The sequence below is a fragment of the Winogradskyella sp. genome (assembly GCF_025210595.1).
Classification (GTDB): Bacteria; Bacteroidota; Bacteroidia; order Flavobacteriales; family Flavobacteriaceae; genus Winogradskyella.
The window spans coordinates 1-18,104 of sequence record NZ_JAOARH010000013.1; the positions used below are offsets into that span (position 1 = coordinate 1).

The 18,104-nt window shown below is 34.1% G+C and carries 16 protein-coding genes; 8 read left to right on the plus strand and 8 right to left on the minus strand.

Going from position 1 to position 18,104, the window contains the following annotated elements:
• From N4A42_RS00955 to N4A42_RS00965, 3 genes are all read left to right on the plus strand, one after another.
• On the plus strand, nt 1–870 hold an 870-nt coding region (locus tag N4A42_RS00955; protein ID WP_294068644.1), incomplete at its 5' end, for a branched-chain amino acid aminotransferase.
• Nucleotides 870–2,933: a thiamine pyrophosphate-dependent enzyme gene (locus N4A42_RS00960; RefSeq protein WP_294068646.1), complete on the plus strand. Its 2,064-nt coding sequence runs from the start codon at nt 870–872 to the stop codon at nt 2,931–2,933. The genes N4A42_RS00955 and N4A42_RS00960, both read left to right, overlap by 1 nt.
• A 29-nt stretch (nt 2,934–2,962) precedes the next feature.
• Entirely contained in the window at nt 2,963–3,298 is a 336-nt protein-coding gene (locus N4A42_RS00965; protein WP_294068648.1) for a thermonuclease family protein, read from the plus strand.
• Between the two features lie 9 nt (nt 3,299–3,307).
• Here the strand turns inward: N4A42_RS00965 and N4A42_RS00970 are convergent, their stop codons facing one another.
• The 4 genes from N4A42_RS00970 to N4A42_RS00985 all read right to left on the minus strand — a co-directional run bounded on the left by N4A42_RS00970 (nt 3,308) and on the right by N4A42_RS00985 (nt 7,805).
• On the minus strand, nt 3,308–4,951 hold the full coding sequence (locus N4A42_RS00970; protein WP_294068650.1) for a SulP family inorganic anion transporter: 1,644 nt from the start codon (nt 4,949–4,951) through the stop codon (nt 3,308–3,310).
• Nucleotides 4,952–5,068: 117 nt separating this feature from the next.
• The gene (locus N4A42_RS00975) at nt 5,069–5,623 is read right to left on the minus strand and encodes a DUF4136 domain-containing protein (protein WP_294068652.1); all 555 of its coding nucleotides are present in this window, start codon (nt 5,621–5,623) and stop codon (nt 5,069–5,071) included.
• A gap of 11 nt (nt 5,624–5,634) precedes the next feature.
• Nucleotides 5,635–7,644, minus strand: a complete 2,010-nt coding sequence (locus N4A42_RS00980; RefSeq protein ID WP_294068654.1) for a urocanate hydratase — start codon at nt 7,642–7,644, stop codon at nt 5,635–5,637.
• Nucleotides 7,644–7,805, minus strand: a complete 162-nt coding sequence (locus N4A42_RS00985) for a DUF5522 domain-containing protein (protein WP_294068656.1) — start codon at nt 7,803–7,805, stop codon at nt 7,644–7,646. Before N4A42_RS00985 ends, N4A42_RS00980 begins: the two co-directional genes overlap by 1 nt.
• 115 nt (nt 7,806–7,920) lie before the next feature.
• Between N4A42_RS00985 and N4A42_RS00990 the strand changes: the two genes are divergently transcribed.
• Complete coding sequence (locus N4A42_RS00990; RefSeq protein ID WP_294068658.1) at nt 7,921–8,250, plus strand: hypothetical protein; 330 nt, start codon at nt 7,921–7,923, stop codon at nt 8,248–8,250.
• Here N4A42_RS00990 and N4A42_RS00995 read toward each other — a convergent pair.
• Nucleotides 8,240–11,821, minus strand: coding sequence for a hypothetical protein (locus N4A42_RS00995; protein WP_294068660.1), 3,582 nt, complete (start codon nt 11,819–11,821; stop codon nt 8,240–8,242). The two genes, N4A42_RS00990 and N4A42_RS00995, sit on opposite strands and share 11 nt — an antisense overlap.
• 127 nt (nt 11,822–11,948) lie before the next feature.
• On the opposite strand from N4A42_RS00995, the gene N4A42_RS01000 reads away from it, so the two are divergent.
• The 3 genes from N4A42_RS01000 to hemL are packed head-to-tail and all read left to right on the plus strand — an operon-like array spanning nt 11,949 to nt 14,935.
• The gene (locus N4A42_RS01000) at nt 11,949–12,845 is read left to right on the plus strand and encodes a 1-aminocyclopropane-1-carboxylate deaminase/D-cysteine desulfhydrase (RefSeq protein WP_294068662.1); all 897 of its coding nucleotides are present in this window, start codon (nt 11,949–11,951) and stop codon (nt 12,843–12,845) included.
• Entirely contained in the window at nt 12,842–13,645 is an 804-nt protein-coding gene (locus N4A42_RS01005; RefSeq protein WP_294068664.1) for a glucosaminidase domain-containing protein, read from the plus strand. Before N4A42_RS01000 ends, N4A42_RS01005 begins: the two co-directional genes overlap by 4 nt.
• Nucleotides 13,646–13,648: 3 nt before the next feature.
• Nucleotides 13,649–14,935 carry a glutamate-1-semialdehyde 2,1-aminomutase gene (gene hemL / locus N4A42_RS01010; protein WP_294068666.1) on the plus strand — a complete coding sequence of 429 codons (1,287 nt, stop codon included), beginning with the start codon at nt 13,649–13,651 and terminating at the stop codon, nt 14,933–14,935.
• A gap of 55 nt (nt 14,936–14,990) precedes the next feature.
• On the opposite strand, the gene N4A42_RS01015 is transcribed toward hemL, so the two are convergent.
• The 3 genes from N4A42_RS01015 to N4A42_RS01025 form a co-directional block, all read right to left on the minus strand.
• On the minus strand, nt 14,991–15,329 hold the full coding sequence (locus tag N4A42_RS01015) for a hypothetical protein (protein ID WP_294068668.1): 339 nt from the start codon (nt 15,327–15,329) through the stop codon (nt 14,991–14,993).
• Nucleotides 15,330–15,409: 80 nt separating this feature from the next.
• Nucleotides 15,410–15,823: a hypothetical protein gene (locus N4A42_RS01020; RefSeq protein WP_294068670.1), complete on the minus strand. Its 414-nt coding sequence runs from the start codon at nt 15,821–15,823 to the stop codon at nt 15,410–15,412.
• Between the two features lie 63 nt (nt 15,824–15,886).
• Nucleotides 15,887–17,383, minus strand: a complete 1,497-nt coding sequence (locus N4A42_RS01025) for a hypothetical protein (RefSeq protein ID WP_294068672.1) — start codon at nt 17,381–17,383, stop codon at nt 15,887–15,889.
• A 151-nt stretch (nt 17,384–17,534) separates the two neighbouring features.
• Between N4A42_RS01025 and yiaA the strand changes: the two genes are divergently transcribed.
• Nucleotides 17,535–18,020, plus strand: coding sequence for an inner membrane protein YiaA (yiaA, locus tag N4A42_RS01030; RefSeq protein ID WP_294068674.1), 486 nt, complete (start codon nt 17,535–17,537; stop codon nt 18,018–18,020).
• Nucleotides 18,021–18,104 lie beyond the last annotated feature (84 nt).

Consider the following 18,104-nt stretch of genomic DNA (forward strand, 5'->3'; position numbering starts at 1 on the left):
CAAGCTATTTTTGAAGGTATGAAAGCCACTGTTGATGTAGATGGTTCACCAATGCTTTTTAGACCAAAGAAGAATGCAACACGTTTAAACTTTAGTGCAGATCGTATGGGAATGCCACATTTTCCAGAAGATTTATTTGTAGAAGGTTTAAAGCAATTAGTAGCCATGGAGCAAGCGTGGATTCCTCCTCAAGAAGGAAGTGCCTTGTATTTGCGTCCATTTATGTATGCCGATGAGCCTTTTATAGGGATGCGAGCTGCAACTAGCTATAAGTTTATCATTATGGCATCTCCAGCTGGTACTTTCTTTAGTAACCGTATAAAATTATATGCTGAAACGAAATATATAAGAGCTGTTGATGGCGGAACAGGAGAAGCTAAAGCAGCAGGGAATTATGCTGCAGCAATCAGACCAACCGAATTAGCTAAAGCTAAAGGTTATGATCAAGTATTGTGGTTAGATGCTGTAGAACATAGATATATTCAAGAAGTAGGAACGATGAATATCTTTTTTAAGATCGATGGAAAGTTCATTACTCCGCGACGTGATGGCGCTATTTTAGATGGTATTACCCGAATGAGCGTGATAGACTTATTACGTCATAAAGGATTTGAAGTTACTGAACGTGCGATTACTATTGATGAAATTATTGAAGCTTCAAATAATGGCACTTTAGAAGAAGCTTTTGGTACAGGAACTGCAGTAGGTATTGCGTACATTCAAGAAATAGGTTATAAAGATCAGGTAATCCATGTATCTGATGAAAGTCCGGTTGGACTTGATGTTAATGATACATTGAATGGGATTAAAACAGGTCAAATAGAGGATCCATTTAATTGGATGGTTAAAATTGAAAAAGAGCTAGCTTAATGAAAAAAGAGATTCTAAAAAAAGGGTTTTCCAATTTGTGTACTGCCAAAGCTATGGCAGAATTATATGAAGCAAATTTTAAGCAAGTATCAAAATATGTACATGCGACTTCTCGAGGTCATGAAGCAGTACAAACTGCTTTAGGATTACAATTATTACCACAAGATTATGCCTTTCCGTATTATCGTGATGATGCTATGCTTTTAGCTTTCGGAATGCAGCCTTATGATTTAATGTTGCAATTATTAGCTAAAAAGAACGATCCATTTTCTGGAGGGCGTACCTATTATTCGCATCCGAGTTTAAAAGATGTAGATAAGCCAAAAATCCCACACCAATCTTCAGCAACAGGAATGCAAGCGATTCCTGCAACTGGTGTTGCTATGGGAATGCAGTACTTGGAAAAGCAAAACCTTGAAAATACTATTCTTAGCGGAAACGAGGACTCTAAAGAAAATCCAATAGCAGTATGTTCTCTTGGAGATGCTTCTGTTACAGAAGGTGAGATTGCAGAAGCCTTTCAAATGGCAGCTTTAAAGCAAATGCCAATTTTATATTTAGTACAAGATAACGGTTGGGATATTTCGGCAAATGAAGCAGAAACAAGAGCACAAAATGCCTATGAATATGCAAGAGGATTTAATGGATTAGATGCGATTTCTATTGATGGTGCAAACTTTATGGAAAGTTACAAAGCCATAGAAGAAGTCATTGCAACGATTAGAAAAGAACGACGTCCATTTGTAGTACATGCAAAAGTTCCTTTATTAAATCACCATACCTCTGGTGTTCGTATGGAGTGGTATAGAGATGACCTAGAAGAAGCACGCTCTAGAGATCCATACCCAGTTTTAAAGCAACAATTATTAGATAACGGATTTACTTTAGAAGAAGTAGAAGCGATTGAAAAAGACGCCCAAGGCAAAGTGGCTTCAGATTTCGAAAACGCTTTAAAAGAAGACGATCCAACTTCTGAAGACTTATTTACCCACGATTTTGCACCAACACCAATTACTGAAGAAGCAGGAGAACGTTCTCCAGAAGATGGCGAGCGTGTCGTGATGGTAGATTGTGCATTACATGCTATTGAAGAATTAATGCGAGACAATCCACGTTGTTTATTGTACGGACAAGATGTTGGTGGACGTTTAGGAGGAGTGTTTAGAGAAGCGGCAACCTTAGCGCAAAAGTTTGGAGATGATCGTGTATTTAATACACCAATCCAAGAAGCCTTTATTGTAGGATCAACAGTTGGGATGAGTGCTGTAGGTTTAAAACCTATAGTTGAGGTACAATTCGCTGATTATATATGGCCAGGACTGAATCAGTTATTTACAGAGGTGAGTCGTAGTTGCTATTTATCAAATGGGAAATGGCCAGTAAGCATGATACTTCGTGTGCCTATTGGAGCATATGGTAGTGGAGGACCTTACCATTCGTCATCGGTAGAAAGTGTGGTGACTAATATTCGCGGTATAAAAATAGCTTACCCAAGTAATGGAGCGGATTTAAAAGGATTGATGAAAGCAGCGTACCATGATCCAAATCCAGTAGTGATTTTAGAGCATAAAGGTTTATATTGGTCTAAGGTAGCAGGAACAGAAGGCGCAACATCTATAGAGCCTTCAGAAGACTATGTGTTGCCTTTTGGTAAAGCTTGGGTCTTACAAGAAATTTGGAAGCAGGAAGAAGTAGAAACTGCAACTATTGTTACTTATGGAATGGGTGTACATTGGGCATATAATGCAACAGAAGACATGAGAGATCAGGTTGAGATTATTGACTTAAGAACTTTAGCGCCTTTAGATGAAAATACGATTATGAATTCTGTTAGGAAAACAGGAAAGTGTTTAGTAGTTACTGAAGAACCTTCAAACAATAGTTTTGCGAGAGCTTTAGCAGGAAAGATTCAAGAAGAATGTTTCCAGAGCTTGGATGCACCAGTAATGGTTATTGGTAGTGAAAATATGCCAGCAATCCCATTAAATTCAACCTTGGAACAAACCATGATTCCATCCACAGAAAAAGTTAAAGCTAAATTAATGCAACTGATTAATTATTAGTTTATATTTAGTCTGTAATAAATTATATTATGGATTTCAGATATCAATACAAAGCAAAAATTATCGATGTTTATGATGGTGATACGATTACAGCTCTAGTAGATTTAGGTTTTTTGGTTTCTCGTGAAATGAAATTTAGACTCTATGGTATAGATACACCAGAGTTGCGTGGTGTTGAACGCGAAGAAGGAATTAAGGTTAGGGATATTTTACGAGAACGTATACTAGATAAAGAAGTTGTTATCTATTCATTTAAAGATAAACAAGGTAAGTATGGTAGATATCTAGCATCTGTTTTATTAGATGGTGAAGATATAAACCAATGGCTTGTAGGCAACGGTTATGCTAAGCCTTATTTTCCTTAAGGTTATAACTTATAACTGATATTCGGATAGTGGTTTTGTGAAACTTTCTGGGTCTTCGGCTAGGTGATATCTTGGGTCATCAACATCTTCAACAATAACATCTTCAAATTTCGAATTTGCTTTTCTAAGTAGCACTTTACAATCTTTGCTTAGGTGTTTAAGCTTTATGGATTTGCCTTCAGCTTCATACTTGTTAACAAGATTAAAGATAGCTTCCAGAGCAGAATGGTCGCTTACGCGAGATTCTACAAAATCAATTTCAACGTTATCAGGATCATTTTTTACATCAAACTTTGAGTTGAAATTTTGGATAGAACCAAAAAATAGTGGGCCCCAAATTTCATAAGTTTTTGTTCCGTCAGGTTGCATACGCTTTCGAGCTCTAATCATAGTGGCATTTTTCCATGCAAATACCAATGCAGATATTATAACACCAGCAATTACAGCTACTGCTAAATCTTTCCAAACTGTAATTGCGGAAACAGCAATAAGTACGATGGCGTCTGAAATAGGTATTTTTCTTAGGATTCTAAAGCTAGACCATGCAAACGTGCCAATTACTACCATGAACATTACACCAACTAAAGCAGCAATAGGGATTTGTTCAATTAATGGTGCGCCAAATAAAACAAAACAAAGTAATGCTGTAGCTGCTATTGCTCCAGATAAACGACCACGTCCTCCAGAATCAACATTTATAATGGACTGGCCAATCATGGCACAGCCGCCCATACCTCCGAATAAACCATTTAAAATATTAGCACCACCTTGTGCTATGCATTCGCGATTACCGTTACCTCTGGTTTCGGTAATTTCATCCACAAGATTTAAGGTCATTAAAGATTCTATTAAACCAACTGCAGCAAGTATAAATGCTGTTGATAGAATAGTGTCCCAATGTCCTTGAAGCGTTCCGAATAAGCCAAAAATTTGATCTTGAAATGTTGGAAGGCTTCCTTGCAGACCTTCACCGCCTCCATCTTTAATAAATGAACCCACTGTGCTTACATCTAAATTACCAAATATTGTAATTGCAGCTACTATAATGATAGCTGTTAATGCTGCTGGGATTTTTTTAGTTAGTTTAGGTAATCCAAACATAATGCCCATGGTTAATGCAATAAGCCCAAGCATTGTCCAAAGCGATACGCCTGTCATAAATACTTTTTCGCCATTAACAGTTTCTTTAAATAGACCAAGTTGAGATAAGAAAATAACAATTGCTAAGCCATTAACAAATCCCATCATTACTGGGTGTGGAATGAGCCTCACAAACTTACCTAGTTTAAAAATACCAGCTAAAATTTGTATGCCACCAACAAAAAGTAAAGTGATAAATAACCATTGTAATCCCAGATTATCTATAGGTGTATCTAGAGCTAAGCCAACTTCATTTCCTTTTTGTATAAGATGCACCATTACTACAGCCATAGCGCCTGTAGCTCCAGAAATCATGCCAGGTCGTCCACCAAATAAAGCGGTTACAATTCCCATCATAAAAGCACCGTAGAGACCAACTAAAGGGTCTACTCCAGCTACAAATGCAAAAGCTACAGCTTCAGGAACTAATGCTAAAGCAACGGTTAATCCTGAAAGGATGTCATTCTTTGGGTTTTGAGTAAAATTCTTTCTTGTAGTGTGACCTAATATCATAATATTTTACCTTTTAAAAGTCGGCAAATATATGATATTTAGAATAATCTAATATTTTTAAATAGTAAACAAAAAAGCACTGAAAAACCAGTGCTTTAAAATATGATGTGATATTTATTATTTTGATGGAGGAAATTGCTCCATAGTTTTAGCAACAAATTCTTTTATTCTTGCTTCTTTCTTCTCTACATTTTTAGTTACGAGATAACCAGTGCCAGAGCCTTGCCATATTAATTCTTTTTTTTCAGTATCAATTAAATCAATGAAAAGCATACCTTCTGTAGATGTAGAGACGCTGTTTCCGCTCCATCCAAATCCAGATCCCCAGCCCCAACGATTAAAACCTCCCCAGCCCCAGCCACCATAGCCCCAGGCATTATTGTAAACGTCTACACGTTGATTGGATTTTGTGAAAATGCTAACTAACATATCTGGGTTTTCAGATTTTGTCATTCCTTTTGCTAATAATTCAGCTTCTATTGCACGTAGTATTCTACGTTTATCTATGTCGCTAATTTCTGCTTTATCAATGCCTGGCTTAAAGAAAGCAAAGGTTTTGTATTTGTCAAAATTAGCTTCTCTATCATAATCTGCAGCAACTCTAACAGAACTGCATGAAGATAAGATGAAGGCTAGTATTAAAATCGGAATTTGTTTAATTAACGTTTTCATAAGGCTTTTTTTTAAATGGTTTCAAATAAGCTGTCATCAACACTATTTGGTAATGTAACTTTAAGCTTGGGTTCATTTTTCATGGCGCGTTCTATTGCAAAAATAGCACCTTCATTTCTAGCCCAGCTTCGTCTAGATATTCCATTGTTGACATCCCAAAAAAGCATTGATTTTAAGCGTCTTTCAGCATCTAAACTACCATCAAGAACCATGCCGAAACCTCCATTTATAACTTCTCCCCAGCCAACACCACCACCATTGTGTATGCTAACCCAAGTTGCTCCTCTAAAACTATCACCAATAACATTATGAATTGCCATATCTGCTGTGAATCTAGATCCATCATAAATGTTGCTTGTTTCTCTGTATGGTGAATCTGTTCCAGAAACATCATGATGATCACGTCCTAATACCACATAACCAATATCACCTTTATTTATGGCGTTATTAAATGCTTCAGCAATTTTCATTCTGCCCTCTGCATCAGCATACAAAATTCTTGCTTGCGAGCCAACTACTAATTTGTTTTCTTGAGCTCCTTTTATCCATTGAATATTGTCTGCCATTTGTTGTTGGACTTCTTTAGGGGAATTTTTCATGATTTCCTCTAAAACTTGGCATGCAATTTCATCTGTTTTTAATAAGTCTTCAGGTTTGCCAGAAGCACATACCCAACGGAAAGGTCCAAAACCATAATCGAAACACATAGGTCCCATAATATCTTGTACATAACTTGGGTATTTAAATTCTCGGCCAATACTTGGGTTTTCTGACATTACATCTGCACCAGCCCTTGATGCTTCAAGTAAAAAGGCATTACCATAATCAAAGAAATATGTGCCTTTAGCAGTATGTTTATTAATGGCTTTAGCGTGCGCTCGTAAACTTCTTTGAACTTCTTCTTTGAATTTTTCGGGCTCATTAGCCATCATTTCATTTGAATCTTCAAAAGATAAGCCAACAGGATAATAACCACCAGCCCAAGGGTTATGTAGCGATGTTTGGTCGCTTCCTAAATCTATATGAATATTTGCTTCATCAAATTTTTCCCAAACATCAACAATGTTACCTAAGTAGGCAATAGATACAGTTTCGCTATTTAATTTTGCTGTTTTTACTCTTTCAACGAGAAGATCTAAATCGGTGATTTTTTCATCAATCCAACCTTGATCTAATCTTACCTGAGTTATTTTAGGGTTCACTTCTGCGCAAACAGTTATACAACCTGCAATGTTTCCTGCTTTTGGTTGTGCACCCGACATACCACCTAAACCAGAAGTTACAAAAAGGTGTCCTTTAGGTGATTTGCCAATTTTTCTAAAGCCATTTAATACTGTGATTGTTGTGCCATGTACAATGCCTTGAGGGCCAATGTACATATAACTACCAGCAGTCATCTGCCCGTATTGTGTAACACCAAGTGCATTAAATTTTTCCCAATCATCTGGTTTAGAGTAGTTAGGAATCATCATGCCGTTAGTAACAACAACTCTTGGTGCATCTTTATGAGATGGAAATAATCCCATTGGGTGTCCAGAATACATTACTAAAGTTTGTTCATCAGTCATTTCTGCCAGATATTTCATAGTTAATCTGTACTGTGCCCAATTAGAAAATACACCACCATTTCCACCGTAAGTTATAAGCTCATGAGGATGTTGCGCAACAGCATAGTCTAAGTTGTTTTGAATCATTAACATTATAGCTGCAGCTTGCTTGGATTTTGCAGGATAATCCTCAATTGGTCTAGCGTACATTTTATAGTCTGGACGTAAGCGATACATATAAATACGACCATAAGTATCTAGCTCATTCTTAAACTCTGGTAATAAAATCTCGTGATGCTTTTTGTCAAAATAGCGTAATGCATTTTTAAGAGCTAACTTTTCTTCTTCAACATTAAGTATAGCTTTTCGTTTTGGGGCATGATTTATACTAGATTCGTAAGGTTTTGGTTGTGGTAAAATTTCTGGTATGCCTTCTAATATTTGATTTTTAAATGATAATTCTGTTGTTTGCATTACTTCTTTTTTAAATTTTGTTTATTAAAACCATAAGGGCAATGTCTGCATCCGCTTTCGCAACAATAGCCACGTTTTAAGTGGTACTGTTCTGTAAAACAGCGATAGCCTTCAGGTGTTAAATAGTAATCTCCTTCTTCTATTGGGACATATTTTTTCATGTTTTACAAAGATAGCGTAAATTAGAGAAAAGATTCCTTAACAAAAATTGAGGTTATAGATTAGTTATTGTGTAGATGAAAGAGAGTGTGGTTTGATTTTTGAATAGAATGATTTGTGATATTGATTTCGAAATATTTAGTGCCTAAAGGTTATTTAGGAATGGTGGTTTTTCCTTTTATTTTTTTAAAGAATACAACTTTGAAAAATAATAAGGTTTTGATTAATCATGAAAAGATTCATTTAAAGCAGCAGATAGAGTTGTTAATTATACCCTTTTTTATAGTTTATTTTTTTGAGTTTTTAATCCGAATGCTCCAATATAAAAATTGGCAATTAGCATATCTAAATATTTCATTTGAGCGTGAGGCTTATAAAAATGAAAAAAGCCTTGATTATTTAAAATCAAGGCCTTTATGGAATTTTGTAAACTATTTTAAAAAATAATTTTCACAATTTTTTGTTTACTATCAATTAATCGAATTTTTAAGAAAAGTGTTAATTCGCTAGGTGTAATAGCATCAATATTAAACCTGTTAGAGTTGATGGACTTGCCCGAGAAAAGCGTTCTTCCTAAAATGTCGTAAACTTCAATAGATTCAATAATTTCATGGTTAGATTTTACTACAATTTTATTATTATCTTCAAAAACCTGAATTCCATTTAATGAATCAATATCTTCAATACTTAGAGTAGTGTTTGTGTATCTCAATATGAATCGATCATTAATAAGGCCTAATTCACTTGTAAATGTATAAGGTGCATTTTTGAGATTATGAATTAATCCTGTTAGTAAATCTTCAATAAAAATATCTTGATTAGAGTTATTAAATAACCCTTGTAATGTATTTATTGCAATGGTTTGTGTACCAGATTCTGTAATATTTACTCCAATAGGAACTAAATCTGCATCATTAAAAGGTAATTGACGTCCTTGAATAAGGTATGTTTCTTCATTTATTAAAGAATAAAGATTTAGCCCATTACCAGTTGTTGTAGATGCATCAAACATTCTGTCTTCATCATTAGTAGCTCCATCAATATAGGCTACTAAAGTTGTGTTGGTTTCACCTGAAGGAGTAATAAAATCTAGCCATATTCTATTAGCAGAAGAAGTGTTGGTGTTAGATGTATTACTATTTCTGAAAAACTGATTATTGGCATAGGCACTACTTCTCATTGAGTTATCAAAAGTTATGGTTTCATTAGTAGTTGCTGTGTCAGTCATTAAAACAAAAAAGCCCTGACCAGATCCTATATTTCCATTAAATCCAGAAGGTGTTGAGACACCACTAGAGTTGTATGCAATGTAATCAGCAACATTATAATTATAGGCATAATCTTCATAGAATGGATCTGTGTTTAAAGTGCCAATGTCAGTACCATGAGTCCATAAATAAACACTGCCAGAAATATTACTGTTATTAATGTGGGTTAAAAAGTCAATAGCATTAATAGCCGAAGGGTAAGGATTGCCTACTAGGTTCCAGTTGTCATCATCACTTGTTACTTGTAAATTATCTCCGCCTGGATTTGGTTGGTAGAAATAATTAGCACCTGTGTAACCACCTCTTTCTATGGGTTGTGTTATTAACCCATTGTTTGGCGATCCTGTAAAAGTAGCTGTGTAATTTGTAGGAGTAGCTGGATGTCCTGTAGGACCTTTTACAATGTAGCCTTTACCAATATCCATAGTGCCTGTATTGTGCGCTTGCCATTCTCCAAAAACCATATTTCCAGGAGGGCCAATACCTTGAAATAAAGTTGGTATCCATTCATATTTATACCCGTTTGGTGTTAGAGGTGAAACGTTTTCAATATTAAAACTTGTAGTAGGAGAAGACCAATATACATAATCGTTTGCTCTAATGTTGGTGTTTCTGTCCATGGTAAAGGTACCATTAACAGTGTTGGCTATATTATCAACTTGAATTAAACTAGAACTATCTTCCATGTTATATGTGCCACCAGCTTGAACATCTATAAAGTTAACTATAGTTAGAGTTGAGTTTGGTTGTTGGGTTAATGTAGCTCCATTTTCTATGGTTAGGTTAAGGCCATCACCATCATTTGCTGCGTATATTACTGGATCGTTTCCGGTATTAGGAATAACTACACAATCGGCTGGAGTAGGAATTGCATCATCAGACCAATTAAGTGGATCCATCCAGTTGTCATTAGGTTGAGAACCGTCCCAAATTTTCGCTCCACTAGATGTAACAATAACATCATCTGTAATAACTAACGTGCTAGCATTACATAGGTTGTATGTGACTTGAGCAGTATATGTTGTCGTTGATGCAGGATTAATGGATATTGTAGTTTGTCCATCGTATGAAGCGTCTAATGTTCCATTAACAAGCCATTGAATGTTGGCTATAGAGCTGCCGCCAGAAGGAGTAAATCTCCATGCTTCATCCGTTGTTGACCAATTGTCATCTAAGCCATTTCTACATGGTGGAACTACAGCGGCTGTTGCTCCAGGGTTTTGTATACCGACAATTGCATTGCCTCCATTCCAAGGGCCACCACCATCAATTACTTTTTCTTCAATATGGACTTCAATAATATTTGTGTTTTCATACATAACAATCATTGAGGTGTGAAGTAATGAGTTATTGGAGAACATTGGTATATCTTCCCAAAGAATAACTAAGGCATTACATCCATTAACCATGGTTGAGCCATAGCTTATTGTGCCACCTTCACTCGGATCTATATCGTGGTAAACACCATAGATAGCATTTTCAAACAAAGCTCCCGTTGTGCTTGGGAGGTTGTTGCTGAATGAGTATCCAGATCCATTACCAGATAGGCTAGCATCAAAAGAAATTGCTCCATTAGCACCAATAACAAAATTGGTGACTGTATTGCCATAAAAACAAAAATCAAAAGGGATAGAGTAAGAAGCGTTAGACCATGTGTCATCTAATGAAAGAGGTACTGTGTTTGTGGCAGCAGCGGCAAAAGTGTTAAACACAGTTTGGTCATAAGTAATTAAATCTACGTTATAATCTGAAGTATCTCCAAGATCTGTGTAAGTAGCTGTTAAATCAACAGGACTTGATCCTGATCCACACGAACTAACTGTAGCGGAATCTGGTGAAATATCTACTATTGGGCAAGCCAATGTTGTTATTGGAGTGGGTAAAACGCATGGTTGATCTGTGCCTATACAAACATCAAATGTTGTTGCGTCTGATGCGCTGCTAAACCAGCCGTAAACTCTTACATAATATAAATTGCCAACAGTTAGACCAGTTAAGTTTAAAGTATTAGGGTCACTGTCGTCAACAAAAGTGAGTGCGCCACATCCTGAAGAGCCATTATAGACGCCAATTCCCATGTCTGTACTGCCATTAATTAAAACAACATTAAGTAAGGAAACTACATGAGCTGTTTCTGTTGCTGTAAAACTAAACCACACATCATTGTTAGGGGTTCCGGTAACATCATCTGCTTGAGATGATGCTGTTGCACCTAGGGTGGTTCCTGCTGTAGTCACTCCGCAATTTAAATCAGGGTTTACGGTAAGCGTAATGGCATCTGCACATTCATCATTACTTAAAGGTGGAGGAGGATCTGCGATTAGTGTAACGGTAATATCTCCAGTTTCGTTAAAGGAAGGAGTAGTTGCACAATTATATTCATTAACTTGAATACGATAATCTCCATCAGCAGGAGGTATAAAGTCTATTGAAGCAGCTGTTCCTGTACATGCTGGTCCGTTGTCATCATTGTAAGCAACAACTCCGCCAGCTATATTTCTAATAGTCATTTGTGTGTCAACACCAGCGCCACAATTTGAAATTCTATATGTAGCATTGGCAATCATATTATTTACTCTAAAATTGTTTCTTCCGGCATTGTTTAGAGGAGGGTTGCAGTAAATAGAATTTCCTATAATTGTTGGTGCTGGTGTTGTGCATGCGTTAGTTGGGAAGTTAGCACATTGTGCAATAACATTAGTTGTAAATAATAATAAAACAATTATTGGAGCTAGTAAAGTTTTCGTCATAATCTATATTTTTGACAAGCAACAATAACGTATGAGTTATGTGTTGGTCTAGGTAAGATAAATAATAGATTATGTAGGGAATACAATCTAAATGTATAAAAATTAATATTAATTTAATGTTATTTTAATGGATTTGTTAAAAAAAATAGATTCAAGTAATATTTTTCTTGGTGATCAGGTGTTTATGAAGTCAGAATATCTGATACATCCTTTTATTTCGGGTAATAAATACAGGAAACTTAAATACAATGTTTTAGAAGCAAAAAAGAATAAACAAACAAAGTTGCTAACTTTTGGCGGAGCTTACTCTAATCATATTGCAGCAACAGCTTATGCAGGAGAAGCTTTTGGTTTTAAAACTATTGGAATTATTAGAGGTGATGAGTTAAAAGGGGAAATCGCTACTAATCCAACTTTAAAATTTGCAAATTCTTGTGGAATGCGTTTTAAGTTTATTTCTAGAGAAGATTATAGAAAAAAAACAGAATTAGATTTTATAGATAAATTGAGGTCTGAGTTTGGCGATTTTTATTTAATTCCAGAGGGAGGAACTAATTCTTTGGCTGTTAAAGGTTGTGAAGAAATACTAACTAAAAATGACCAAGATTTTGATTTTATTTGTTGTTGTGTTGGTACAGGTGGCACGATTTCTGGATTAATAAATGCATCTGCATCTCATCAGAAAATTTTAGGTTTTCCGGCATTGAAAGGTGATTTTTTACGTGAAGATATTCGTAAATTCGCAACTAATAATAATTGGGATTTAATAACGGATTATCATTTTGGTGGTTATGGAAAAATAAAGCCAGAATTAATTACGTTTATTAATAAGTTTAAAAAAGAACATAATATTCCTTTAGACCCTGTTTATACAGGTAAAATGATGTATGGTGTGTTTGATTTATTAGATAAAGGATGTTTTTCTGAAAATTCAAAAATACTAGTAATACATACTGGTGGTTTGCAAGGAATTTCAGGAATGAACATTAAATTAAAACAAAAAGGGTTACCTATAATAGAATGAAATTAAAGCTAAAATATATTGTATTAATTCTGTCTGTGCTTGCTTTCGGTTGCGGACCTAAAAAAGGTATTGTAACTAAAGAGAAGAAGCAAAAAAGTAAAACGGAAACTGTTGAAATCTCAGAAACTAAAACAAAAGATACAAAGGTTGAAGAAACGGTTGAAATAAGGCCGCCTTCATCTACAGATATGTATATTGAAACGTATGCAGAAATTGCCAAAGATGAAATGCGGAAATCTAAAATACCAGCAAGTATTACCTTAGCTCAAGGTATTTTAGAGTCAGGATCTGGTAAGGGAAGGCTTGCTGTAAAAGCTAATAATCACTTTGGAATTAAATGCCATGGCTGGAAAGGAGCAAAAATTTATCATGATGATGATCGTTCTCAAGAATGTTTTAGAAAGTACAACGAAGCAAGAACGTCATATGAAGATCATTCTAAATTTTTAACTGGTCGTGGTCGTTATGCAGGTTTGTTTAAATTAAAGCCAGATGATTATAAAGGCTGGGCAAGAGGATTGAAAAAAGCAGGATATGCTACTGATAAAAAGTATCCGCAAAAACTTATTAGTTTAATAGAACGATATAGGTTGTATGAGTATGATAATGAAGTTCTAGGTAATGAAAATGTTAAAGTTGTGCGTGTTAATAGTGGAGTTGTACGACATATTATTGAAAAAGGGGATACGCTTTATTCTTTAGCAAAACGTTACAATACTACTGTAAAAGCTATAAAAGATTTAAATAATCTAAGTTCTAATAACCTGGCTTTAGGTCAGGAAATAATGATTCCTAATTAATTTATGTTATATCAAAGAAGTAGTGCTTTGTTTAAAGAGGCACAACAAGTAATACCAGGTGGTGTAAACTCTCCTGTAAGAGCATTTAAAGCTGTAGGTGGTACACCTATTTTTGCAAAATCAGCTAAAGGAGCTTATGTCTATGACGAGGATGGAAACCGATTTATTGATTATATTAATTCTTGGGGACCTATGTTGTTAGGTCATGCATTTCCGCCTGTTGTAGATGCAGTTATAGAAAAAACCAAAGAAGGGACTTCTTTTGGAATGCCAACAGCCTTAGAAACTGAAATTGCGGAATTAGCAGTGTCTATGGTTCCTAATATTGATAAGATTCGTTTTGTTAATTCTGGTACAGAAGCTTGTATGAGTGCAATACGTTTGGCTCGTGGTTATACCAAAAAAGATAAGATTATAAAATTTGCTGGTTGCTATCATGGGCATAGCGATTCTTTTTTAATTGCTGCCGGAAGTGGTGCTGTAACTTTTGGGACTCCAAATAGTCCTGGTGTAACACAAGGAACCGCAAAGGATACTTTGTTAGCAAGATACAATGATCTAGAAAATGTAAAAGAATTAGTTGAGGCTAACTCTAGTGAAATAGCAGCGATAATTATTGAGCCAGTTGCAGGTAATATGGGTTGTATTCCGCCTATTGAAGGGTTTTTAGAAGGGTTGAAAGCAATTTGTGATGCTAATAACATGCTTTTGATTTTTGATGAAGTAATGACTGGTTTTAGATTGGCTAAAGGTGGTGTGCAAGAATTAAAAAGTATTGATGCTGATATTGTTTGTTTTGGAAAGGTTGTAGGTGGTGGATTGCCAGTTGGAGCATTTGCATCGAGAAACGAAATAATGAATCATTTAGCTCCTTTAGGGCCAGTTTACCAAGCAGGAACATTAAGTGGTAATCCATTAGCAATGGCGGCTGGTTTATCTATGCTCAGAGCTATTAATAATGATAGTGGTTTAATGAGTAGGTTAGAAGAGAAGACGAAATACCTACATAATGGTATTGCTCTTGCGCTGAGTAAGAATAACATAACACATTCTATTAATAGAGTAGGTTCTATGATTTCAGTTCATTTTTCTGAAGATCCAGTTGTTGATTTTGAAAGTGCAGCAAAAGGGAATAATGATACATTTAAGAAATTCTTTCACGGATTGTTAGATAAAGGTATTTATATCGCGCCTAGTGCATTTGAAACATGGTTTATAACAGATGCGTTAACTTACGAAGATTTAAATGAAACCATTGCAGCAATAGAGGAAGTTGCCAAAACATTATAAATAAAAAAAGCTTCGCGTTTAGCGAAGCTTTTTTTTGTGATTTAATTTTTATCGACTATTCTTCAAGTGATTTATATTTAGAGAATTGTTCGTCAGTTAAAATCTCTTTCATTTTATTCTCAAGTCTCGTTTTATTTTTTTCTATTTCAGCTGGTAAAGTATTTTCGTTTCTAGATAAACTAAGCTCAGTGTTAAGATATAATTTAAAAGCTTCGTAAACTTCATCCTTTTGGTTGTTATAAAGTTTTAAGCTTCTTCCTAAAGTTTCAGTTTTTTCTAATGCTTTACCATTAATTTCTAATTTGTCTTCTAATTTGTTGCTTTGAGCGGTAAGCGTTTGGTTGCCAATGAACATTGCAAAAACAAATAATGCAAGCGTAATTATCTTCTTCATGTTGGATTGTTTAATTATTTAGGTTACTAAAATAATAATTTTATTTAAACTCTGTAAAGGTTTTCTGTTATATGGAATATTTAATTCTTTAATTGTAGCTTTTTCTTGTTTTGTTTTTTACTGAAAGGTTCTTTGTTAATGTAACTTGTGTATTGTTCTGTGGTTAAAACTTCTTTAAGCTTAGTATTTAAAGCTGTTGTTTTAGCACTTTTTAGTTTGGCTGTTTTTTCTTTACTGCTTTTATCTTTTAAAGTGATTAGCTTTTTTGTTTTTAGTTCATTCTCAAAATGATCTATATAGATGTCGTAAACTCTTTTTTGTTGTTCATATGAAAGCTCTAGTTGTTTGGTGAGTTTTTGAGTTTCTTTATTGGCTAAAGCTTCAGCGTTATTATTTTTTATTGACAACTGCTGTTCTTTTTTAGGTTGCGTTTTTTCTTGTGCGTTAATGTTAAATACTAAAAACGATAAAATGATTAAAAGTAATTGTTTCATTGTTTCTGAATGATTAATTTGAAATCTAAAAATAATGATTTTTATGTTGCATCTGTATAATATTTAGGATTTTATGAGTTTAAGCGTGGTGTGGTAAAGGTTGTTTTTCTCTGTTTTGTTTTTAAGCCAAGCATAAAAACTTATGACAAAAATGTCTTCTTTTTGAATAGAAGTTTCCTCAAAAGTTGTTCTTAATTGTAACGAGAAACCATTGTTTTTAATAAGATTAGGATTGTAATATATGCGTTCTACATAGCTTATAAATGTAAGTATTCTCGATTGATTAATTTGTTTAAGGTAAGAGGTGTATTTGCGTTTAAAGCTTTTTAATCTTGAGTAAAATAAATCGTCATCTTCTAATTCAATATAGAGTAAGATTTCGGCTAAGTTTTTTTTAATTACCCAATCTATTCCAGCTTTTTCAATGTAGTATTTGTCTGTGTGGTAAAATTTAGAGAGTATGTGTTTGGCTTTAGTAAAATCTTCTTTTTGAAAATAAAACATTAAAAGTGATAAGTGTAAATCCAAAAAAGATTCAATATCGTTATGTTTATTGTTAATTAGATTTTCTGCCAGCTGAATAGCTTTGTTTTGTTGGTTGTTGTAGTTGTAATTTAAAGCTTCAACTAAGGTTTTCTTTAAAATGAATTGTTTGTAATAAGTGCTTTTTTTCAATTGCATTAGCCCTTCCATTTCATTAATATATTTCAGTGATTTTTTAAATTTTTTGTTTCTGAAAAGCGTATTTGCAATAATGTAAACAATATGAATTTGATAAAACAGCTGTTTGTTTGTGTCTTTCTTTTCCTTTAGAATTTTATAGCTTTTTAATACAAAATTTTCAATTTCAAAATACCTGTTAGTAACCAATGCAGAAATATTTACAATGGCTAAAATCTGATATAAAGACTTAAAGGAAAGGGATTCGTTAAGTTCAATGTCGTAGTCTTTTAGGATGGTTTTAAGTTCACTTTCAAAATTGATGGCTTTGCTTTGGTGATTAATGGAGTTTAAAACGGATTTTAATTTGGCGTAGACCATATTTAGCTGGTCTTCTAGCAGATGTTTTTTACGATTTTCGTTTTGTTTAATAATGAGTTTTTCTAGATTTATTTTCGGATAATTAGGAGCGTACTGAATTTTGGTGTGGTATATTTCATTAAGAATAGGGTAGAGTAAATGCTCATCGGCTAAGCGTTCTGCTTTGTCTAATATTTTGTAAGCAATGTCATAGTTTTTTTGAAGTAGATAAGTTCTGGAGGCTAGAATATATTTTATAATCTGCATGTCAATAGAATTTTCATCCTGAAGATTTTTGTTAGCAGTAAAGTCTATCAAAGAATTAAATAATCGTTTTCTTAATGCATGGTATGCATTGCTGTTATCAACGTTATATAGTTTTTGGCAAATTGCTTTTGGGTCTAAATCGACTTTTGTCATCAACTTGAATAGTTGAATGTTCTTAGCGTCTTTTCGTTTGTTTTTTTGTTGTAGATACATAACGAATTTTTGCTGATCTTCTAAACTAAAAGTTTCTATAATTGATTTTAGCGCTATCATTTAATCGTCATTATATTTTATTAAAATATAATAAAAATGATTGTTTTATGATTATAGATATAAAATATATCGTCATTTTTTTAAATAATTTGATTTTTATGTAAATGCCTTTTGTTTCAAATTTGTCCTGTAATCATTAAAACAAAATATTATGAATTATCAAACAACAGTATCCTTAAAGGATGATGAAAAAGCAAAAGAAAAAAAGAAAGAGAATAAAGTTTACGACCAAAAACCAACACCAGCTTTTATTGGAGCTTCTTGGGCAGCTTTGTGTATAGGCATGGTGTCTTATTGTATTGGTTTGTGGAATGCTACTATGGAGCTCAATGAGAAGGGCTATTATTTTACAATTTTGCTTTTTGGTTTGTTTTCGGTTATTTCTGTTCAGAAGGCTGTAAGAGACAAATTAGAAAACATACAAGTAACCGAAATGTATTATGGAATAAGTTGGTTTACCACAGTAGCTGCAATTGTTTTATTAGTGGTTGGGTTATGGAATGCAGATTTAGAATTAAGCGAAAAAGGATTTTATGGTATGTCTTTTACATTAAGTCTTTTTTCTGCAATAGCTGTGCAAAAAAACACAAGAGATGTAGCTTATATTGATAAGGAAATTGAAACTAAAAAAGACTAAAATTAGTTTTGATGATTGGTTAGTTGGTAACCCAAAACCTCGCAGATTGGTTTAGAGCTGCGAGGTTTTAAATCAAATTATTAA